This window comes from Streptomyces coeruleoprunus, from assembly GCF_039542925.1.
GTDB classification, from domain to species: Bacteria; Actinomycetota; Actinomycetes; order Streptomycetales; family Streptomycetaceae; genus Streptomyces; species Streptomyces coeruleoprunus.
The window spans coordinates 2,978,087-2,999,703 of sequence record NZ_BAABIT010000001.1 but is presented as its reverse complement, the minus strand read 5'-3'; the positions used below and the strand labels follow the sequence as shown (position 1 = coordinate 2,999,703).

Below are 21,617 nucleotides of genomic sequence, written 5' to 3'. Positions count from 1 at the left end.
GCTGAAGGGCACACTCATGGGACTCGAAGAGAAGCTGCCGAGCGGATTTCTGCTGACGACGGTCGAACAGGCCGCGGGATGGGTGCGCAAGGCGTCCGTGTTCCCCGCGACCTTCGGCCTCGCCTGCTGCGCCATCGAGATGATGACGACCGGCGCCGGCCGGTACGACATGGCGCGCTTCGGCATGGAGGTCTTCCGCGGCTCACCGCGCCAGGCCGACCTGATGATCGTGGCCGGCCGGGTCAGCCAGAAGATGGCACCCGTCCTGCGCCAGGTCTACGACCAGATGCCCAACCCCAAGTGGGTGATCTCGATGGGCGTCTGCGCCTCCTCGGGCGGCATGTTCAACAACTACGCCGTCGTGCAGGGCGTCGACCACGTCGTGCCCGTCGACATCTACCTGCCGGGCTGCCCGCCGCGGCCGGAGATGCTGCTGGACGCGATCCTCAAGCTCCACCAGAAGATCCAGACCTCCAAGCTCGGCGTGAACGCGCGGGAGGCGGCCCGCGAGGCCGAGGAGGCGGCGCTCAAGGCACTCCCGACGATCGAGATGAAGGGGCTGCTGCGGTGAGCGAACAGCCGAACCCCGAGAAGGACCTCAGCACCCAGAACCTGCCGGGCCAGCGGGGGGAGCACGGCGAGGAGATCCGCCTCCAGCGCGGCATGTTCGGCGCGAACAACGGCGGCGACACCTCCGGCTACGGCGGCCTCGTCCGCTCCGTACGCCTCCCCGGCGCGGCCGCCCGCCCGTACGGCGGCTACTTCGACGAGGTCGCCGACGAGCTGGAGGGCGCCCTGGAGGAGCAGGGCCTCGTCCCGGAGAACGCGATCGAGAAGACGGTCGTCGACCGCGATGAGCTGACCTTCCACATCGCCCGCGAGCACTTGGTCCTCGTCGCCCGCACCCTGCGCGACGACCCCGCCCTGCGCTTCGAGCTGTGCACCGGCGTCAGCGGCGTCCACTACCCGGGCGACAAGGGGCGCGAGCTGCACGCCGTCTACCACCTGCGCTCGCTCACCCACGGCCGGCGGCTGCGCCTGGAGGTCAGCGCCCCCGACGCCGATCCGCACATCCCGTCGCTCGTCGCGGTCTACCCGACCAACGACTGGCACGAGCGCGAGACGTACGACTTCTTCGGGCTGATCTTCGACGGCCACCCCGCCCTCACCCGGATCATGATGCCGGACGACTGGCAGGGCTTCCCGCAGCGCAAGGACTACCCCCTCGGCGGCATCCCCGTCGAATACAAGGGCGCCCAGATCCCGGCTCCGGACCAGCGGAGGTCGTACTCGTGACCACCCCCAACGCAACCCCTCAGGCGGAGGCCCGCGAGACCACCGAGGGCACCGTCTACACCGTCACCGGCGGCGACTGGGACGAGGTCGTCCGGTCCGCGGCCAAGGCGGACGACGAGCGGATCGTCGTCAACATGGGCCCCCAGCACCCGTCCACGCACGGCGTGCTCCGGCTCATCCTGGAGATCGACGGCGAGACCGTCACCGAGGCCCGCTGCGGCATCGGCTACCTCCACACCGGCATCGAGAAGAACCTCGAATACCGGACCTGGACGCAGGGCACCACCTTCGTCACGCGCATGGACTACCTGACGTCGTTCTTCAACGAGACGGCGTACTGCCTCGGCGTGGAGAAGCTGCTCGGCATCGAGGAGCAGATCCCCGACCGCGCCACCGTCATCCGGGTCATGCTCATGGAGCTGAACCGGCTCTCCTCCCACCTCGTGGCCATCGCCACCGGCGGCATGGAGCTCGGCGCCACCACGATCATGATCTACGGCTTCCGGGACCGCGAGATGATCCTGGACCTGTACGAGCTGATCACCGGCCTGCGCATGAACCACGCGTTCATCCGCCCCGGCGGCCTCGCCCAGGACCTGCCGCCCGGCGCCGTCGACCAGATCCGCGAGTTCGTCAAGGCGATGCGGAAGAACCTGCCGGAGTACGACAAGCTCGCCAGCGGCAACCCCATCTTCAAGGCCCGCATGCAGGACATCGGCTACCTCGACCTGGCCGGCTGCATGGCCCTCGGCGCCACCGGACCGATCCTGCGCTCCGCCGGACTCCCGCACGACCTGCGCAGGACCGACCCGTACTGCGGCTACGAGAACTACGAGTTCGACGTCCCCACCGCCGACACCTGCGACGCGTACGGGCGCTTCCTCATCCGCCTGGAGGAGATGCACCAGTCGCTGCGGATCGTCGAGCAGTGCCTGGACCGGCTCGCGCCGGGCCCGGTGATGGTCGCCGACAAGAAGATCGCCTGGCCCGCGCAGCTCGCCCTCGGCCCCGACGGCCTGGGCAACTCCCTCGACCACATCAAGAAGATCATGGGCACCTCCATGGAGGCCCTGATCCACCACTTCAAGCTGGTCACCGAGGGCTTCCGCGTCCCGCCCGGACAGGCCTACGCGGCCGTCGAGTCCCCCAAGGGCGAGCTGGGCGCCCACGTCGTCTCCGACGGCGGCACCCGTCCCTACCGGGTCCACTTCCGCGACCCGTCCTTCACCAACCTGCAGGCCATGGCGGCGATGTGCGAGGGCGGCCAGGTCGCCGACGTCATCGTCGCCGTCGCCTCCATCGACCCCGTGATGGGAGGCGTCGACCGGTGAGCGACGTCCAGCTGGGGATGCCCGAACTCCCCGCCCCCGACTACCCCGCCGACGTACGGGCCCGGCTCGAGGCCGATGCCAAGGAGGTCATCGCCCGCTACCCGGACGCGCGCTCCGCCCTCCTTCCCCTGCTGCACCTCGTGCAGTCCGAGGAGGGCCACGTCACGCGCACCGGCATGCGGTTCTGCGCCGAGGTCCTGGGCCTCACCACCGCCGAGGTCACCGCCGTCGCGACCTTCTACACCATGTACCGGCGCAGGCCCGGCGGCGACTACCAGGTCGGCGTCTGCACCAACACGCTGTGCGCCGTCATGGGCGGCGACGCCATCTTCGAGGAGCTGAAGGAGCACCTCGGCGTCGGCAACGAGGGGACCACCGAGGACGGCAAGGTCACCCTCGAACACATCGAGTGCAACGCGGCCTGCGACTTCGCCCCGGTCGTGATGGTCAACTGGGAGTTCTTCGACAACCAGACGCCCGAGACCGCCAAGCGGCTCGTCGACGACCTGCGCGCCGGCCGCACCGTCGAACCCACCCGCGGCGCCCCCCTGTGCACGTTCCGGGAGACGTCCCGCATCCTCGCCGGGTTCCCCGACCAGCGGCCCGGAGCCGTCGAGGCGAGCGGAGGCGCCGGCCCCGCCTCGCTGACCGGACTGAAGCTCGCCAAGGGCGAGGCGCTTCCGCCCCGCGTCGTCCACCCGCGCGGCGAGCCCCGGCAGGACGGCACCGCGCACGGCACCACCGCACACGACGGCGGCGCGCACGACGGCACCGGTCACGCCGACGCCCCGCACGACAAGACCACCGAGGGGGAGTGATGACCTTGGCACCCGAAATCGGGGAGACCAGCCCCGAGAAGCTGCTCTCGCCGGTCCTGTCCGCGTTCTGGGACGACCCCCGCTCGTGGACCCTGGAGACCTACCGCCGCCACGACGGCTACGAAGGGCTCCGCAAGGCCCTCGCCATGTCGCCCGACGACGTCATCGCGTACGTCAAGGACTCCGGCCTGCGCGGCCGCGGCGGCGCCGGCTTCCCCACCGGAATGAAGTGGCAGTTCATCCCGCAGGGCGACGGCAAGCCGCACTACCTCGTGGTCAACGCCGACGAGTCGGAGCCCGGAACCTGCAAGGACATCCCGCTCCTCTTCGCCAACCCGCACTCGCTCATCGAGGGCATCGTGATCGCCTGCTACGCGATCAGGTCGTCCCACGCGTTCATCTACCTGCGCGGCGAGGTCGTCCCCGTCCTGCGCCGCCTCCACGAGGCCGTGCGCGAGGCGTACGAGGCGGGCTACCTCGGCAAGAACATCCTGGGCAGCGGACTCGACCTCGAACTCACCGTGCACGCCGGCGCCGGCGCGTACATCTGCGGTGAGGAGACCGCGCTGCTCGACTCGCTCGAAGGCCGTCGTGGCCAGCCCCGGCTGCGTCCCCCCTTCCCCGCGGTCGCCGGTCTCTACGCGTGCCCCACCGTCGTGAACAACGTCGAGTCCATCGCGTCGGTTCCCGCGATCCTGGCCCGCGGCAAGGACTGGTTCAAGTCGATGGGCAGCGAGAAGTCCCCGGGCTTCACGCTCTACTCGCTCAGCGGCCACGTCGCCCGCCCCGGCCAGTACGAGGCCCCGCTCGGCATCACCCTGCGCCAGCTCCTCGACATGAGCGGCGGGATGCGCCCCGGCCACCGGCTGAAGTTCTGGACGCCCGGCGGCTCGTCCACCCCCATGTTCACCGACGAGCACCTCGACGTACCCCTCGACTACGAGAACGTCGGCGCCGCCGGGTCGATGCTCGGCACCAAGGCCCTGCAGTGCTTCGACGAGACGACCTGCGTCGTCCGCGCCGTGACCCGGTGGACCGAGTTCTACGCCCACGAGTCCTGCGGCAAGTGCACCCCCTGCCGCGAGGGCACCTACTGGCTGGTGCAGCTCCTGCGCGACATCGAGGCCGGCAAGGGGGCCATGAGCGACCTCGACAAGCTCGCCGACATCGCGGACAACATCAACGGCAAGTCGTTCTGCGCCCTCGGCGACGGCGCCGCCTCGCCGATCTTCTCCTCGCTGAAGTACTTCCGCGAGGAGTACGAGCAGCACATCACCGGCAGGGGCTGCCCCTTCGACCCGGCCAAGTCGACCGCCTGGGCCGACAACCACGTGGAGGTGAACGCATGACCGTCACCACGTCCTCCACCGGTGGAGGCGCGCAGCCGGCGGTGCCGCCGGAGGACCTGGTCACGCTGACCATCGACGGCGCGGAGATCTCCGTCCCCAAGGGAACGCTCGTCATCCGCGCCGCCGAACAGCTCGGCATCGAGATCCCCCGCTTCTGCGACCACCCCCTCCTCGACCCGGCCGGCGCCTGCCGCCAGTGCATCGTCGAGGTCGAGGGCCAGCGCAAGCCCATGGCTTCCTGCACGATCACGTGTACGGACGGCATGGTGGTGAAGACTCAACTCACGTCCAAGGTCGCCGAGAAGGCCCAGGTCGGCGTGATGGAGCTGCTGCTCATCAACCACCCGCTGGACTGCCCGGTCTGCGACAAGGGCGGCGAGTGCCCGCTGCAGAACCAGGCCGTCTCGCACGGCCAGGCCGACTCCCGCTTCGAAGGGAAGAAGCGGACCTACGAGAAGCCCGTGCCGATCTCCACACAGGTGCTGCTCGACCGCGAGCGGTGCGTCCTCTGCGCCCGCTGCACCCGCTTCTCGAACCAGATCGCCGGCGACCCGATGATCGAGCTGATCGAGCGGGGCGCCCTCCAGCAGGTCGGCACCGGCGAGGGCGACCCCTTCGAGTCGTACTTCTCCGGCAACACCATCCAGATCTGCCCGGTCGGCGCGCTCACCTCGGCGGCGTACCGGTTCCGCTCCCGCCCCTTCGACCTGGTCTCCAGCCCGTCCGTGTGCGAGCACTGCGCGGGCGGCTGCGCCACCCGCACCGACCACCGGCGCGGCAAGGTCATGCGGCGGCTCGCCGCGTACGACCCGGAGGTCAACGAGGAGTGGCTGTGCGACAAGGGACGCTTCGCGTTCCGGTACGCCCAGCAGCGCGACCGCCTCACCACGCCCCTGGTCCGCGGCGCCGACGGAACCCTGGAGCCCGCCTCCTGGCCGGAGGCGCTGGAGGCGGCGGCCCGCGGCCTGGTCCGGGGCCGCACCGGTGTCCTCACCGGCGGCCGGCTGACCGTCGAGGACGCCTACGCGTACGCCAAGTTCGCCCGGGTCGCCCTCGACACCAACGACATCGACTTCCGGGCCCGCGTGCACAGCAGCGAGGAGGCCGACTTCCTGGCCGCCCGGGTCGCCGGACGCGGACGGGACCTGAACGGCGAGGGCGTCACGTACGCCACGCTGGAGAAGGCCCCGGCGGTGCTGCTCGTCGGTCTGGAGGCCGAGGAGGAGGCACCCGGCGTCTTCCTGCGGCTGCGCAAGGCGTGGCGCAAGCGCGGGCAGCGCACCTTCGCGCTGGCGGCCCACGCGACGCGCGGTCTGGAGAAGGCGGGCGGCACGCTGCTGCCGGCCGCCCCCGGCACCGAGGCCGACTGGCTGGACGCCCTGGCCGCCGGCACCGGACTCGACGACGAGGGCGCCGCCGCCGCGCAGGCGCTGCGCGGCCAGGGCGCGGTCATCGTCGTCGGCGAGCGGCTGGCCGGGGTGCCGGGCGCGCTGACCGCCGCCGTGCGGGCCGCCTCCGCGACGGGCGCCGAACTGGTGTGGATCCCGCGCCGGGCCGGGGAGCGCGGCGCGGTCTGGGCGGGCGCCCTCCCGTCGCTGCTGCCGGGCGGCCGCCCCGCCACCGACCCGCGGGCCCGCGAGGAGACCGCCACGGTGTGGGGCGCACGGGAACTGCCGCACCGCTACGGCCGCGACACCGGCCAGATCCTGGAGGCCGCCGCCACCGGCGAGCTGGGCGCGCTGCTCGTCGCGGGCGTCGAGGTGACGGACCTGCCGGACCCGGCACGCGCGCGTGAGGCCCTCGACGCGGCGTTCGTGGTGTCGCTGGAGCTGCGGCCCAGCGAGGTCACCGAGCGGGCCGACGTGGTTTTCCCGGTCGCCGCGGTCGCCGAGAAGCCCGGCACCTTCCTCAACTGGGAGGGCAGGGTGCGGATGTTCGAGGCCGCGCTGAAGCCCGACCAGATGACCAGCCCGCTCCCGCCCGCCGACGCGCGCGTGCTCCACATGCTGGCCGACGCGCTGGCCGGCGCCGAAGGCGCTGTGGGATACAGCCGTTTCGGACTGCCGGACATCAGGGCCGTACGGCGCGAGATGGACCGGCTCGGCGTGTGGGACGGGCAGCCCGCGGGCGACCCGTCGGAGTCGGCCCGGCCGCTGCCCCGCGCCGGTGAGGGCGAGGCCGTGCTCGCCGGCCACCGGATGCTGCTCGACCTGGGCCGCCTCCAGGACGGCGACGAGGCGCTGGCCGGCACCCGGCACGCCACGGTCGCCCGGCTGTCGGCCGCCACGGCGGCCGAGACCGGCGTCAAGGACGGCGACGACCTCGCGGTGACCGGCCCGTCCGGGACCGTACGACTGCCGCTCCGGGTCACCGAGATGCCCGACCGGGTCGTCTGGCTGCCGCTGAACTCCACGGGCCGCGGCGTGCTGTCCGACCTGGGCGCGGCCCCCGGCCGCCTGGTCCGTATCGCCCCGGCCGCCGGTTCGCCGGACGCGCCGGACTCCTCCTACCCGTCGGACTCGCCGGAGGTGCGAGCATGAACCCGGCCCTCCTCGCGGCCGAGGACCTCTCGATGTTCGGCCGCGACCCCTGGTGGCTCGTGGTCATCAAGGCGGTCTTCTGCTTCGCCTTCCTGATGGTGACCGTGCTCATCTCCATCGTGATGGAGCGCAAGGTCGTCGCCTGGATGCAGCTGCGCATCGGCCCCAACCGGCACGGCCCCTGGGGCATGCTCCAGTCCCTCGCGGACGGTGTGAAGCTGATGCTCAAGGAGGACGTGGTCGTCAAGCGCGCCGACAAGGTCGTCTACGTCCTCGCCCCGATCGTCTCGGCCGTCCCCGCGTTCATGGCGATCGCCGTGATCCCGTTCGGCCCGGCCGGCAACGAGATCTCGATCTTCGGTCAGCCCACCACGATGCAGCTGACCGACCTGCCGATCGCGATGCTCTACATCCTCGCCGTCGCGTCGGTCGGCATCTACGGCATCGTCCTCGCCGGCTGGTCGTCCGGCTCGACGTATCCGCTCCTCGGCGGTCTGCGGGCGTGCGCCCAGATGATCTCGTACGAGATCGCGATGGGCGCGGCCTTCGCCTCCGTCTTCCTCTACTCGGGGTCGATGTCGACCTCGGCGATCGTGGAGGCGCAGGCCGACCGCTGGTTCGTGGTGCTGCTGCCGGTGTCGTTCCTGATCTACATGGTGACGATGGTCGGTGAGGTCAACCGGGCCCCGTTCGACATGCCGGAGTCCGAGGGCGACCTGGTCGGCGGCTTCAACACCGAGTACAGCTCCATCAAGTTCGCGATGTTCATGCTGGCCGAGTACGTCAACATGGTCACCGTCTCGGTCGTGTCGGTCACGCTCTTCCTGGGCGGCTGGCGGGCCCCGTACCCGATCTCGACGTTCTGGCCGGGCGCGAACCACGGCTGGTGGCCGATGCTCTGGTTCGTCGCCAAGGTCGTCCTGCTGCTGTTCCTCTTCGTGTGGCTGCGCGGCACGCTGCCCCGCGTCCGCTACGACCAGCTGATGAAGCTCGGCTGGAAGGTGCTCATCCCCGTCTCGGTCGTCTGGCTGATGCTCGTCGCGACCGTACGGGCCCTGCGGAACCAGAACATCGCGTTCCAGTCGATCGTGCTGTACGTGGCGGGCGCGGTCCTCGCGGTGCTGCTGCTCTCGTTCGTCGTCGACATGTTCCGCGAACGGAGGGCCAAGCCCGAGGCGGAGGCCGCCGAGGCCGCGAAGAGCGGCGAGTTCGACCCGATGGCCGGCGGATTCCCGGTCCCGCCGCTGCCCGGCCAGACCCTGCCGCCGGTGCCGCGCCGACGGCCACGTGGGGAGCGCCAGCTCATTGTCAGTGGCGGCCCCGACACTGGGAGTGACGGAAAGGAGACGGACGGTGTCTGATTTCCAGAATCCGGTGGCCGGCTTCGGCGTGACCTTCAAGGCCATGTTCCGGAAGCGGCTCACCGAGCAGTACCCGGAACAGCAGAAGACGACGGCGCCCCGCTTCCACGGCAGGCACCAGCTCAACCGGCACCCGGACGGGCTGGAGAAGTGCGTGGGCTGCGAGCTGTGCGCCTGGGCCTGCCCGGCCGACGCCATCTACGTGGAGGGCGCCGACAACACGGACGAGGAGCGCTACTCGCCGGGCGAGCGGTACGGCCGCGTCTACCAGATCAACTACGCCCGCTGCATCCTGTGCGGGCTGTGCATCGAGGCGTGCCCCACGCGGGCGCTGACGATGACCAACGAGTTCGAGCTGGCCGACAGCTCCCGCGAGAACCTGATCTACACCAAGGAGCAGCTGCTCGCCGGGCTCGAAGAGGGCATGGTCGACAGCCCGCACGCCATCTACCCCGGGATGACCGAGCAGGACTACTACCGGGGCCTGGTCACGGAGGCCGCGCCGGGCACGGTCCGGCAGGCCGCCGCCAGCAAGGGTGACGCCGCCCCGCAGGAGGCCGCGTCGGACTTCGGCGAGACGGAGCCCGCGTCGGAGAAGGTGATCGGGGCATGACCGCGCAGACGCTGGCCGCCGCCTACACCACGTCGACCGGCGAGGCCGTGCAGTTCTGGATCCTGGGCACGGTCGCCGTGATCGGCGCGCTGTGCACGGTCCTGATGAAGAAGTCCGTGCACAGCGCGCTGTGCCTGGCGGGGACGATGGTCGTCCTGGCGGTCTTCTACCTCGCCAACGGGGCGTACTTCCTGGGCATCGTCCAGATCGTCGTCTACACGGGCGCGATCATGATGCTGTTCCTCTTCGTCGTCATGCTGATCGGTGTCACGGCGGCCGACTCCCTGAAGGAGACCATCAAGGGCCAGCGCTGGCTGGCCGCGCTGTGCGGTCTCGGCTTCGGGATCCTGCTGATCGCGGGGATCGGCAGCGCCTCGCTGGAGACCTTCAACGGGCTGGGCACCGCGAACGCGGGCGGCAACGTGGAGGGCCTGGCGGCGCTCATCTTCACGAAGTACGTGTTCGCCTTCGAGATCACGGGCGCGCTGCTGATCACGGCCGCTGTCGGGGCGATGGTCCTGACGCACCGCGAGCGCACCGAACGGGCCCGTACCCAGCGGGAGCTGGCCGAGCAGCGGGTCCGCGAGGGCAAGCAGCTGCCGCCGCTTCCCGCGCCGGGTGTGTACGCCCGGCACAACGCCGTGGACATCGCCGGTCTGCTGCCGGACGGCACCCCGTCCGAGCTGACCGTCAACCGGACCCTGCGGGCCCGCGGCCAGATCCGGGACGTGTCGACGCAGGCGCTGGACGACCTGCGGGCGCTGGAGCAGCGCGCGCAGGAGCGGCTGGGCCGGGAGCGGGACGGAGAGGAGGCGGCCAAGTGAATCCCGTCAACTACCTGTATCTCGCCGCCCTGTTGTTCACCATCGGCGCGGCCGGTGTGCTGATCCGGCGCAACGCGATCGTCGTGTTCATGTGCGTGGAGCTGATGCTCAACGCCTGCAACCTGACGCTGGTCGCGTTCTCCCGGATGCACGGCAATCTCGACGGCCAGATCATCGCCTTCTTCACGATGGTCGTCGCCGCCGCGGAGGTCGTGGTCGGGCTCGCGATCATCGTGTCGCTGTTCCGTTCCCGCCACTCGGCCTCGGTCGACGACGCCAGCCTGATGAAGCTGTAAGGGGTCGGAAGAATCGTGGAGAAACTGATCGCGCTGCTCGTCGCGGCGCCTCTGCTCGGAGCGGCCGTCCTGCTGTGCGGCGGCCGGCGGCTCGACAGGGTGGGGCACTGGCTCGGCACCCTGCTGGCCGGAGTCTCCTTCGCCGTCGGCGCGGCGCTCTTCGTGGACATGCTGGGGAAGGGCGCGGAGGAACGGGCCGTGCACCAGCGGCTGTTCTCCTGGGTCCCCGTGGAGGGCTTCCAGGCGGACGTCGCCTTCCAGCTCGACCAGCTGTCGATGACGTTCGTCCTGCTCATCACCGGCGTCGGCACACTGATCCATGTGTACTCGATCGGGTACATGGAGCACGACGAGCGCCGCCGCCGCTTCTTCGGCTACCTCAACCTGTTCCTCGCGGCGATGCTCCTGCTGGTCGTCGCCGACAACTACCTGCTGCTGTACTTCGGCTGGGAGGGCGTCGGTCTCGCCTCCTACCTGCTCATCGGCTTCTGGCAGCACAAGCCCAGCGCGGCCACGGCCGCGAAGAAGGCGTTCCTGGTCAACCGGGTCGGTGACATCGGTCTGTCCGTCGCCATCATGCTGATGTTCACCACCTTCGGCACCTTCGCCTTCGGTCCGGTCCTCTCCTCCACCGGGGAGACGTCCGAGGGGATGCTGACGGCCATCGGGCTGATGCTGCTGCTGGCCGCGTGCGGCAAGTCCGCGCAGGTGCCGCTGCAGTCCTGGCTCGGTGACGCGATGGAGGGCCCGACCCCGGTGTCGGCGCTCATCCACGCGGCGACGATGGTGACGGCCGGCGTCTACCTGATCGTCCGCTCCGGGGCGATCTTCAACGCGGCGCCCGACGCCCAGCTGGCGGTCGCCGTGGTCGGCGCGGTCACGCTCCTCTTCGGTGCGATCGTCGGTTGCGCGAAGGACGACATCAAGAAGGCGCTGGCCGGTTCGACGATGTCGCAGATCGGCTACATGATCCTCGCGGCCGGCCTCGGCCCGATCGGGTACGCCTTCGCGATCATGCACCTGGTGACGCACGGCTTCTTCAAGGCCGGGCTGTTCCTCGGTGCCGGATCGGTCATGCACGGCATGAACGACGAGGTCGACATGCGCAAGTACGGCGGCCTGCGGAAGTACATGCCGGTGACGTTCGTGACGTTCGGCCTCGGCTACCTCGCGATCATCGGCTTCCCCGGCCTGTCGGGCTTCTGGTCCAAGGACAAGATCATCGAGGCGGCGTTCGCGAAGGGCGGCACCGAGGGCTGGATCCTCGGCGCGGTCACGCTGCTGGGCGCCGGCATCACGGCGTACTACATGACCCGCGTGATGATCATGACGTTCTTCGGGGAGAAGCGCTGGCAGCCGGCGCCCGACCCGGACACGGCGCCCAGCGTCGAGCCGGGCATCGAGGCGCACCCCGGCGAGATGCCGCACCCGCACGAGTCGCCGAAGTCCATGACGGTCCCGATGGTCCTGCTGGCCTTCGGGTCGGTCTTCGCGGGCGGACTCTTCTCGCTCAACAGCGCCTTCGTCAACTGGCTCGAACCGGTGACCCGGTTCGAGCACGGCCACCCGCCGGTGGGTGCCGCGGTGATCACCACGTCGACGATCGTCGTCCTGCTGATCGGCGTCGGCATCGCGTACGCGCAGTACGGCCGCAGGCCCGTGCCCGTGGTCGCCCCGCGTGGCTCGCTGCTCACCCGGGCGGCCCGCCGCGACCTGCTCCAGGACGACTTCAACCACGTGGTCCTGGTGCGCGGCGGTGAGCACCTCACCCGCTCGCTGGTCTACGTCGACCACACCCTCGTCGACGGGGTCGTCAACGGTACGGCCGCGGCGATGGGCGGCCTGTCCGGCCGGATGCGCAAGCTGCAGAACGGCTTCGCCCGCTCCTACGCGGTCTCGATGTTCGGAGGTGCTGCGGTGCTGATCGCCGCGACCCTGCTCATGAGGGGGGTGTGACCGCGATGTCCTTCCCCCTCCTGACGGCGACGGCCGCGCTTCCCGCGGCCGGTGCGATCGTCACGGCGGCCGTCCCGGCCGCGCGGCGCACGGCCGCCAAGTGGCTGGCGCTGCTGTTCTCGCTCGCCACGCTCGTCCTGGCGGCCACCGTCCTGGTCCGCTTCGACCCGGACGGCACCCGCTACCAGCTCACCGAGTCCCATGCCTGGATCAAGGACTTCGGCGTGCGGTACGAGCTGGGCGTCGACGGCATCGGCGTGGCGCTCATCGCGCTCACCGCCCTGCTGATCCCCTTCATCATCCTGGCCGGCTGGCACGACGCCGACCCCTTCGAGACACAGTCCAAGCGGTGGCGGCCCACTCAGGGCTTCTTCGCGCTGATCCTGATGGTCGAGGCGATGGTGATCCTCTCCTTCGAGGCCACCGACGTCTTCCTCTTCTACATCCTCTTCGAGGCCATGCTCATCCCGATGTACTTCCTCATCGGAGGCTTCGGGGACCGGGCGCACGCGGGCAGCGACGACCACGCCGCGGCCCAGCGCTCTTACGCGGCGGTGAAGTTCCTGCTCTACAACCTGGTCGGCGGGCTGATCATGCTGGCCGCGGTGATCGGGCTGTACGTGGTGGCGGGGAACTTCTCGCTCACCGAGATCGCCGCCGCGCGGGCCACCGGTGAGCTGGAGATGGCCACCGACACCGAGCGGCTGCTCTTCCTCGGGTTCTTCTTCGCGTTCGCGGTGAAGGCGCCGCTGTGGCCGCTGCACACCTGGCTGCCCAACGCGATGGGGGAGTCCACGGCACCGGTGGCGGTGCTCATCACGGCCGTGGTCGACAAGGTCGGCACGTTCGCGATGCTCCGCTTCTGCCTCGGCCTGTTCCCCGAGGCGTCGAAGTGGGCCACACCGGCGATCGTGGTGCTGGCGCTGATCAGCATCGTGTACGGGGCGCTGCTCGCGGTCGGCCAGCGGGACATCAAGCGCCTGATCGCGTACGCGTCGATCTCCCACTTCGGCTTCATCATCCTGGGCATCTTCGCGATGACCAGCCAGGGCCAGAGCGGCGCCACGCTCTACATGGTGAACCACGGGATCTCGACGGCCGCGCTGATGCTGGTGGCCGGCTTCCTGATCTCGCGGCGCGGCTCGCGGCTCATCGCCGACTACGGCGGCGTGCAGAAGGTCGCCCCGGTCCTCGCGGGCACGTTCCTGGTGGGCGGTCTGGCCACGCTGTCGCTGCCCGGTCTGGCGCCGTTCGTCAGTGAGTTCCTGGTGCTGGTCGGCACGTTCGCCCGGTATCCGGTGGCGGGTGTCGTCGCCACCACCGGCATCGTGCTGGCCGCGCTCTACACGCTGGTGCTGTACCAGCGGACCATGACGGGCCCGGTGAAGGAGGAGGTCCGGGCGATGCCCGACCTCAAGGCCCGTGAACTGGCCGTGGTGGCCCCGCTCATCGCCCTGTTGATCTTCCTCGGCGTCTTCCCGAAGCCGCTGACCGACATCGTCAACCCGGCGGTCCGGCACACCATGTCCGACGTCCAGCAGAAGGACCCCCGGCCCGAGGTGGAGGCAGCCAAGTGAGCACTACGGACTTCCACAGCCTGTGGACGACGGCCGCCGAGCCGCTCAGCACGATCCGGGCGCCGAAGATCGAGTACGTCCAGCTCGCCCCCGTGCTCATCGTGGTGGGCGCCGCGATCGTGGGCGTGCTGGTCGAGGCCGCCGTACCACGCCGGGCCCGGTACCACAGCCAGGTGCTCCTGAGCGTGGCGGCGCTCGCCGCCGCCTTCGCCGCGGTCGTCGGCCTCGCGGCCGGCGGGCACGGCACGACGAAGGCGCGCATCGCCGCGATGGGCGCCATCGCCGTCGACGGGCCCGCGCTCTTCCTCCAGGGCACGATCCTGCTCGCGTCGATCGTCGCGGTGTTCACCTTCGCCGAGCGGCGCCTCGACCCGGCCCGCCACGGTCACCGCGTCGACTCGTTCGCCGCGGAGGCCGCCGCCGTCCCGGGCAGCGACCACGAGAAGGCCGCGGTCAAGGCCGGGTTCACCACCACCGAGGTGTTCCCGCTGATGATGTTCGCGGTCGCGGGCATGCTCGTCTTCCCCGCCGCCAACGACCTGCTGACGCTGTTCGTCGCGCTGGAGGTCTTCTCGCTGCCGCTGTACCTGCTGTGCGCCGTCGCCCGCCGCAAGCGGCTGATGTCGCAGGAGGCCGCGGTGAAGTACTTCCTGCTCGGCGCCTTCGCCTCGGCGTTCCTGCTGTTCGGCGTGGCCCTGCTGTACGGGTACGCGGGCTCCGTGTCGTACGCGCGGATCGCGGACGTCGTGGACGGCTCCGTGACCACGATCGACCCGGCTCTGGCCGCCACGATGGGCAACGACGTGCTGCTGCTCATCGGCTTCGCCATGGTGCTGATGGGGCTGCTGTTCAAGGTGGGCGCGGTGCCGTTCCACATGTGGACGCCGGACGTCTACCAGGGCGCCCCGACGCCGGTCACCGGCTTCATGGCGGCCGCGACGAAGGTCGCCGCGTTCGGCGCGATGCTGCGGCTGCTGTACGTGGTGCTGCCGGGGCTCCGCTGGGACTGGCGGCCGATCATGTGGGCCGTCGCCATCGTCACGATGCTGGCGGGCGCCGTCGTGGCGATCACGCAGACCGACATCAAGCGGCTGCTGGCCTACTCGTCGATCGCCCACGCGGGCTTCATCCTCGCCGGTGTCATCGCGGCCACGCCGTCGGGCATCTCGTCGGTGCTGTTCTACCTGGCGGCCTACTCCTTCGTGACGATCGGCGCGTTCGCCGTCGTCACGCTGGTGCGGGACGCGGGCGGCGAGGCCACGCACCTGTCCAAGTGGGCGGGGCTCGGGCGGCGTTCACCGCTGGTGGCCGCGGTGTTCGCGGTGTTCCTGCTGGCCTTCGCCGGCATCCCGCTGACGTCCGGCTTCTCCGGGAAGTTCGCCGTGTTCAAGGCGGCCGCCGAGGGCGGGGCCGGGGCGCTGGTCGTGGTCGGTGTGATCGCCTCGGCGATCGCCGCCTTCTTCTACATCCGGGTCATCGTGCTGATGTTCTTCAGCGAGCCCAAGCCGGAGGGCCCGACCGTGGCCGTTCCCTCGCCGCTGACGATGACGACGATCGGCGTCGGCGTGGCCGTGACGCTGGTGCTGGGGCTGGCGCCGCAGTACTTCCTGGACCTGGCGGGCCAGGCCGGGGTGTTCGTCCGGTAGCCCACGTCGGTGGAGGACGCCGTTCGGCGGGGTGCGTTCACGCACCCCGCCGAACGTCTTTCACGGCTGGGCGTCGGTGTCAGGGCACTCGACCCAGGGGTTCCACGGTGCGAAGAGACCCTTCGGGTTCTTCTTGTAGAGCCACACCTGCAGGTCGTAGTGGATCGGCAGGCCGACCTCGTTGCCGTCCGAGGGGCCGTGGAAGGACTGGCCGAACAGCGACGGACGGTCGTCGTCCGTGCCGGGGTCCTGGTCACCGTCGAGGGCCCAGTACTCCACGGCGACCAGCTTCTTCTTCTTGTACTCGCCGTCCTTACCGCCCTTGTCCCCCTTGTCCCCGTGGTGGTCCTTGCCACCATCGTGGTCCTTGCCGTGGTGGTCCTTGTCCTTGTCCTTGTCCTTGTCCTTGTCCTTGTCCTTGTCCTTGCCGTGGTGGTCCTTGCCCCCGTGGTGGTCCTTGCCACCATCGTGGTCCTTGCCACCGTGGTGGTCCTTGTCCCCGTGGTGGTCCTTGCCGCCCTTCCCGTGGTCGTCGTCCACGTAGAGCAGCGCGGCGGGCTTCGTCGGGTCGAGCGCCCCCGAGGGCACGATGTGCTCGGGCTTCACGAAGTGGATGCCCTTGCCGCCCTCACCAGGCAGCTCCTTGCAGCCGCCTTCCGGGCGGTAGCCGTCGGCGAGGGCCTTCTCGACGTCCTGGTACTTGACGGTCGCCTCGTAGGCGGCATCGAGCTGGTTGTGGTCACCGCCGGCCGCGGAGGCCGGGGCCGTGGCGAGGGAAATCGCCGCAGCCGCGGCGAGACCGACGGCGGACGTCAGTCGCTTGCTGTTCACGCGTACTCCTTGCTGTCTGTGGGGGCGGGACAGCGCAGTCCGGGTGCGACGCGGTGAACATCGGGCGCGGGGGCGCCAGGTCGGTCCGGGCGGGCGCTCCCCCCTGTACCGCCTCCGCCAGAATGCGCGGACGCGCGGCGGACCACACGCGGAAGTGGTCCATCGGAGGGACGCCCCCACCGGCGGTGAGCCACCCACGGGCGGGCGGCGCCCCCCACCGGCGGTCAGACGCCCGTCAACGGGACGGGGGTGGACCGGGGGTCGCGCGCAGGATTGGCGGCGCAGCAACGCTTCGCTCTCATGGGCCCGAGCGAGCCAATCTGAGCACGTGACCCCCGGGCCGCCACCGGACCCACCCACCGTCGTGGCGCGCAAGGGGCGGGCCCTCAGGCCGGGGGGCCGTTCCTGCTGTGCCCACCCGTTCCGCCCTTGGCGGAACGCATGCCCACAGCAGGAACGGCGCGACAGCGCCAGCGGTAACCACGACGCAAGCCATGGCGGAACGGCGGCGCCCGCCCGCGGCGGGGACGGTCCGCCGGGGGCCGCCGGCCGGCAGCGCGGCAGCGGTCCCCGGCCGGGTGGCCGCCGGCCCGCAGTGGGGCCGCCGGCCTCCGGGTGGGGCTCAGGGGGTGGGGCGGATGCGGCCCGTTACCTCGCCGAGGCCGACCTTCGTGCCGTCCGGGCCCGGGGCCCAGGCCGTGAGGGTGACCTCGTCGCCGTCCTCCAGGAAGGTCCGCTTGCCCGAGGTCAGTTCGAGCGCGTCCCGCCCGTTCCACGTCAGCTCCAGCAGCGAGCCGCGCTGGTGCACCTCGGGCCCGCTGACCGTGCCGGAGCCGTACAGGTCGCCGGTGCGCAGCGAGGCGCCGTTGACCGTCATGTGCGCGAGCTGCTGGGCCGCCGTCCAGTACATGGTCGAGAACGGCGGCTCGGCGACCACCTCGCCGTTGATCCGGACGGTGATGCGCAGGTCGAAGCCGCCCGGCTCCTCCTCGCCCGAGTCGTCCAGGTACGGCAGCAGGTCGAAGTCGCGGGCCGGCGGGGCCACGCGGGCCGCGTCGAGCGCCTCCAGCGGGGTCACCCACGCCGACACCGACGTGGCGAAGGACTTGCCGAGGAACGGGCCCAGCGGCACGTACTCCCACGCCTGGATGTCGCGCGCCGACCAGTCGTTGAGCAGCGAGAGGCCGAAGACGTGCTCCCGGAAGTCCCCGAGTGCGACGGGGCGGCCCAGCGCGGACGGGGTGCCGACGAGGAAGCCGACCTCCGCCTCGATGTCCAGCTTCACCGAGGGCCCGAACACCGGCGCCGGGTCGGTGGGCGCCTTGCGCTGCCCGGACGGCCGCACGATGTCCGTGCCGGAGACGACGACCGTGCCGGAGCGGCCGTGGTAACCGATCGGGAGGTGCTTCCAGTTGGGCGTCAGCGGCTCCCCGTCCGGGCGGAACATCCGGCCCACGTTGGACGCGTGGTGCTCGCTCGCGTAGAAGTCGACGTAGTCCGCGACCTCGTACGGCAGGTGCAGCGTGACCGCGTCGAGCGGGTGCAGCAGCGGCTCGATGTCGGGGCGGTGCGCCGGTGACGTGACCCATGCGGTGAGCGCCCTGCGCACATCGCGCCAGGCCGTGCGGCCCGCGGCCAGCAGCGGGTTGAGGCTGGGCTGCGCGAGGAGGTTCGCGTACGGGGAGCCCAGGGCGTGCGCGGCGGCGCCGGCGTCCAGCACATGGTCGCCGATCCGTACGCCGAGCCGGCGGCGGCCGGGTTCGCCGGCGGTCGAGAACACGCCGTACGGCAGGTTGTGCGGTCCGAAGGGGTCGCCTTCGGCCAGGTCGAGCGGGCTCTGCTCGGACTGCTCGGGCATCGGTGCTTGCCTCGCTTTCCACGTGTGTGGGGGACACGTTACGGCCGTGGAAGGCGCTTCTCCCAGGTGCGGTGGAAGACGACCTCGTCACCCACCCCGCACACGACCTCGGTGGACGTGAGGAACGAGCCGCTGTCGCAGCCGGTCTCCGAGCGGACGGCGACGGTCGCGTCCCACAGCTCGTCGGGGCGGTGCAACCTGATCCGCCACTCGACGCCCACCCGGGCGGACAGCGGGCCCGAGGCGTCGATGGTGTACGTCTCCGTGGCCTCCTTGCCGTACTCCAGCCCGTCGGGGTGGACCCGGACGGGGCCGTGCTCGTCGCTGCACGGGTCGGCCTCCAGCCGCCACGCGCCCTCGGCGACGTCGTGGACGACGCGCAGCGCGGGCCGCTGCCCGTCCAGCGTCGCGGGGACGTTGACGCCCAGCGGCTCCGCCTGCTCCGGCTCCTCGAACGCCACGACAGTGCGTGAGGTCCCCGGGGCGCCGGGGGCGCCGGGGACGGAAAGGGCAGCGCGGACGGGCAGCTCCAGGGAACTTCCGGCCCGTTCCAGGACGAATCCGGCCTCCGCGTCCGGCCTCGGCCACACCCACGGCCAGTACGCCGAGGAGAGCGCCAGCCGGATCCGGTGCCCCGGCCGGAACGCGTGCCCCGCCGCCGCCAGCCGGCACACGTACGGCCCGCCCTCCCCGCCGCGATGGCGCAGCACCCCCCGGGTGACCAGCGTCGACGCGCCGTCCGGGGCGACGTCGCACAGCCGGGCGACGACGTGCCCGGCCGGTGCGCCGGAGCGCAGGGCGAGGCGGACCAGCGGCCGGCCGAGGATCTCCACCGGGGGGCCGTCGTCCGGGACCGGGAAGTCGAAGCAGGCTCCCTGGGCGTCCTCGGCGCGCTGGTCGGGCGGCAGGTCGGCGTCCCCGCCGAGCGGTACGGGGCGCCCGGCGTCCAGCCCGGTGTGCAGCGGTGAGCGCACGAGCACGGGCGAGCCCCGCAGGGCGTACGTGACGTCGGTGACGTCCGGCGACGGCCAGGCGTCCTCCGCGGTCCACTCGTCGCCGGGCGCCCGCCCGCTGATCCACGCGCGCAGCGGCGGCTCGTCCATGACGCCGTTCGCCGCGCCCCGCAGGTGGTGGTCCCACCAGCGCAGCGTCTCCTGCAGGAACCCGATGGGCGGTCCCGGCGGCTCGCCCCGGTCCGGGTAGCGGTGCGGCCAGGGGCCGAGCAGGCCGCGGACCCGGTCGCGCGGCGCGTGCGCGGCCAGGCGCAGCACGGTGTCGCGGTACGGGTCGCACCAGCCGCCGACGGCCAGCACCGGGACCCGCACCGCCGCGTGGTCCAGCGGTACCGGGGCCCCGGCCTGCACGGGCCCGGGCGCGGGCGGCCGCGGGTCCAAGGCCTCCAGCCGGGCGGTCCACAGGTCGAACCAGGCGTCCCCCGCGTACCGCGGGTCCGGCGGCTCGGCGCGCTCCACGAGCAGGGCCGTGTGCCGGGCGACGGGGACGTCGAAGCCGCCGTCGTCGGGGTCGCCGTCCAGGCCGTCCGAGGCGCACACGGCGACGACGGCCGCCAGCGCGGGCGGCGGCTCCGGGGCGAGCGCGGCGGCCCGCAGCGCCGTGGAGCCGCCGCGGCCGAGCCCGAACAGGCCCACCCGCCCGTCGCACCAGGGCCGCGCCGCCAGCCACTCGACCACCGCCACGGCGTCGGCCACGTCGTCGTCCCCGTCTGCCGGCGGCACGCCCTCGCTGTTGCCGAGGCCGCGCGGGTCCACCCGTACCGAGGCGTAGCCGTGGCCGGCGTACCAGGGGTGGCGCTGGGCGTCGCGCGGCGCCGTCCCGTCGGTGAGCCGGCCGGGGCCGTACTCCAGGAGCGCGGGGACCGGGTCGCCGGTCAGCGGGCGCCAGATCCGCGCGTACAGCAGGGTGCCGCCGGGCAGCGGGACGCGCACGTCCTCGTGGTCCGTCGCGTACGGGAAGGAGCCGCGGACCTGCATCGGAACCTCCTCGGCGGCCCCGGAGGGGCCCGGTCAACGGGCCCCTCCGCGGGGCGTACTCTTCCGGCCGTCTCCTACGGTCGCGGCAGGCGGAATAAAAGCCCCAAATCTGTTCGTATGCGCTGATCACGAACATACCGGGGGTGGCGGGAAGGCGCCCACGGCGATCCAAACGGGACCGGATACGCTGACTTGAGTGAATCCAGCGACACATCGACAATCCGTGTGATCGTCAGCAGACAGGAGATCCCCTCGTGACCGCAGTCGGGCCGTTCGGGCTGAGCGTGCGGGACCAGGCTCTCGAAGCCGATGTCCAGACCGGACTGGCGGCGGTCGAGGCTGGGCTCCTCGATGCCACCAAGAGCGATGTGCCGTTCATCACGGAGGCCGCCCAGCACCTGGTGCGCGCGGGCGGCAAGCGGTTCCGCCCGCTCCTGGTGATGCTCTCCGCGCAGTTCGGCGACCCGCACGCCCCGGGCGTCGTGCCCTCGGCCGTGGTCGTGGAGCTGACCCACCTGGCCACGCTGTACCACGACGACGTCATGGACGAGGCGGACGTCCGGCGCGGGGTGCCCAGCGCCAACGCCCGCTGGGGCAACTCGGTGGCCGTCCTCACGGGTGACTTCCTCTTCGCCCGCGCCTCACACATCCTGGCGGATCTCGGCCCCGAGGCGGTGCGGATCCAGGCCGAGGCCTTCGAGCGCCTGGTCACCGGCCAGATCCTGGAGACCGCGGGCCCCGGCGACGGCCGCGACCCGGTCGAGCACTACCTGGACGTCATCGCCGGCAAGACCGGCTCGCTGGTCGCCGTCTCGGGCCGCTTCGGCGCGATGATGTCCGGCGCCGACGAGCGCGTCGTGGACGTCCTCACGCAGTACGGCGAGCGGCTGGGCGTGGCCTTCCAGCTCGCCGACGACGTCCTCGACATCGCCTCCGACTCGCACGAGTCGGGCAAGACGCCCGGCACAGACCTGCGCGAGGGCATCGCCACGCTGCCGGTCCTGCACCTGCGCGCGCTTGCCCGGCAGCACGGCAGAGCCGAGGACCTGGCGCTCCTGGAGCTGCTGGACGGCGACCTCACGGACGACGAGCGGCACGCGGAGGCGCTGCGCCGGCTGCGCGCCCACCCGGCGCTGGAGCTGGCCCGCCGGGACACCGTGCGGTACGCGCAGGAGGCGCGCGCCATGCTGGCGCCGCTGCCCGAGGGGTACGCCAGGGCGGCCCTGGAGGAGCTGTGCGACCTGGTGGTTCACCGCGCCGGGTGACATGCCGCATCGGGGAGACCCTGATGCCGGGTCATCCCTGAGAGGTACGCGGAGTTGATGCCGTG

17 protein-coding genes are annotated in these 21,617 nt (G+C 71.5%); 14 read left to right on the top strand and 3 right to left on the bottom strand.

Annotated elements, in window-relative coordinates:
• Positions 1-16: 16 nt before the first annotated feature.
• Genes ABEB09_RS13035 through nuoN form a run of 13 tightly spaced genes read left to right on the top strand, consistent with a single transcriptional unit; the run spans position 17 to position 15,607 of the window.
• Entirely contained in the window at positions 17-571 is a 555-nt protein-coding gene (locus ABEB09_RS13035) for a NuoB/complex I 20 kDa subunit family protein (RefSeq protein ID WP_345690055.1), read from the top strand.
• A complete protein-coding gene (locus ABEB09_RS13030; protein WP_345690054.1) occupies positions 568-1,296 on the top strand; it encodes an NADH-quinone oxidoreductase subunit C in 729 nt (242 codons plus the stop codon). Before ABEB09_RS13035 ends, ABEB09_RS13030 begins: the two co-directional genes overlap by 4 nt.
• On the top strand, positions 1,293-2,627 hold the full coding sequence (locus ABEB09_RS13025; protein WP_345690053.1) for an NADH-quinone oxidoreductase subunit D: 1,335 nt from the start codon (positions 1,293-1,295) through the stop codon (positions 2,625-2,627). The genes ABEB09_RS13030 and ABEB09_RS13025 overlap by 4 nt, the downstream gene beginning before the upstream one ends.
• A gap of 17 nt (positions 2,628-2,644) precedes the next feature.
• Positions 2,645-3,445 carry an NADH-quinone oxidoreductase subunit NuoE gene (gene nuoE, locus ABEB09_RS13020; protein WP_345693923.1) on the top strand — a complete coding sequence of 267 codons (801 nt, stop codon included), beginning with the start codon at positions 2,645-2,647 and terminating at the stop codon, positions 3,443-3,445.
• Positions 3,445-4,794: an NADH-quinone oxidoreductase subunit NuoF gene (gene nuoF, locus ABEB09_RS13015; RefSeq protein ID WP_345690052.1), complete on the top strand. Its 1,350-nt coding sequence runs from the start codon at positions 3,445-3,447 to the stop codon at positions 4,792-4,794. The genes nuoE and nuoF overlap by 1 nt, the downstream gene beginning before the upstream one ends.
• Positions 4,791-7,334 carry an NADH-quinone oxidoreductase subunit G gene (locus ABEB09_RS13010; RefSeq protein ID WP_345690051.1) on the top strand — a complete coding sequence of 848 codons (2,544 nt, stop codon included), beginning with the start codon at positions 4,791-4,793 and terminating at the stop codon, positions 7,332-7,334. Before nuoF ends, ABEB09_RS13010 begins: the two co-directional genes overlap by 4 nt.
• On the top strand, positions 7,331-8,695 hold the full coding sequence (nuoH, locus tag ABEB09_RS13005) for an NADH-quinone oxidoreductase subunit NuoH (RefSeq protein WP_345690050.1): 1,365 nt from the start codon (positions 7,331-7,333) through the stop codon (positions 8,693-8,695). The genes ABEB09_RS13010 and nuoH overlap by 4 nt, the downstream gene beginning before the upstream one ends.
• Positions 8,688-9,308 carry an NADH-quinone oxidoreductase subunit NuoI gene (gene nuoI / locus ABEB09_RS13000; RefSeq protein ID WP_345690049.1) on the top strand — a complete coding sequence of 207 codons (621 nt, stop codon included), beginning with the start codon at positions 8,688-8,690 and terminating at the stop codon, positions 9,306-9,308. Before nuoH ends, nuoI begins: the two co-directional genes overlap by 8 nt.
• Complete coding sequence (locus tag ABEB09_RS12995) at positions 9,305-10,132, top strand: NADH-quinone oxidoreductase subunit J (protein ID WP_345690048.1); 828 nt, start codon at positions 9,305-9,307, stop codon at positions 10,130-10,132. Before nuoI ends, ABEB09_RS12995 begins: the two co-directional genes overlap by 4 nt.
• Positions 10,129-10,428 (top strand): NADH-quinone oxidoreductase subunit NuoK, encoded by a 300-nt coding sequence (gene nuoK / locus ABEB09_RS12990; RefSeq protein ID WP_073753348.1) that lies wholly within the window; start codon positions 10,129-10,131, stop codon positions 10,426-10,428. Before ABEB09_RS12995 ends, nuoK begins: the two co-directional genes overlap by 4 nt.
• Positions 10,429-10,443: 15 nt before the next feature.
• Positions 10,444-12,384, top strand: coding sequence for an NADH-quinone oxidoreductase subunit L (gene nuoL, locus ABEB09_RS12985; RefSeq protein ID WP_345690047.1), 1,941 nt, complete (start codon positions 10,444-10,446; stop codon positions 12,382-12,384).
• Between the two features lie 5 nt (positions 12,385-12,389).
• Positions 12,390-13,961, top strand: coding sequence for an NADH-quinone oxidoreductase subunit M (locus ABEB09_RS12980; protein ID WP_345690046.1), 1,572 nt, complete (start codon positions 12,390-12,392; stop codon positions 13,959-13,961).
• Positions 13,958-15,607: an NADH-quinone oxidoreductase subunit NuoN gene (nuoN, locus tag ABEB09_RS12975; RefSeq protein ID WP_345690045.1), complete on the top strand. Its 1,650-nt coding sequence runs from the start codon at positions 13,958-13,960 to the stop codon at positions 15,605-15,607. Before ABEB09_RS12980 ends, nuoN begins: the two co-directional genes overlap by 4 nt.
• A 60-nt stretch (positions 15,608-15,667) precedes the next feature.
• Here nuoN and ABEB09_RS12970 read toward each other — a convergent pair whose 3' ends face one another.
• From ABEB09_RS12970 to ABEB09_RS12960, 3 genes are all read right to left on the bottom strand, one after another.
• Positions 15,668-16,438, bottom strand: coding sequence for a hypothetical protein (locus tag ABEB09_RS12970; RefSeq protein WP_345690044.1), 771 nt, complete (start codon positions 16,436-16,438; stop codon positions 15,668-15,670).
• A gap of 622 nt (positions 16,439-17,060) precedes the next feature.
• On the bottom strand, positions 17,061-18,296 hold the full coding sequence (gene fahA, locus ABEB09_RS12965; RefSeq protein WP_345690043.1) for a fumarylacetoacetase: 1,236 nt from the start codon (positions 18,294-18,296) through the stop codon (positions 17,061-17,063).
• A gap of 38 nt (positions 18,297-18,334) precedes the next feature.
• A complete protein-coding gene (locus ABEB09_RS12960) occupies positions 18,335-20,287 on the bottom strand; it encodes a CocE/NonD family hydrolase (protein ID WP_345690042.1) in 1,953 nt (650 codons plus the stop codon).
• A gap of 254 nt (positions 20,288-20,541) precedes the next feature.
• Here ABEB09_RS12960 and ABEB09_RS12955 point away from each other — a divergent pair, with 254 nt between their 5' ends.
• Positions 20,542-21,552, top strand: coding sequence for a polyprenyl synthetase family protein (locus ABEB09_RS12955; protein ID WP_345690041.1), 1,011 nt, complete (start codon positions 20,542-20,544; stop codon positions 21,550-21,552).
• Positions 21,553-21,617 lie beyond the last annotated feature (65 nt).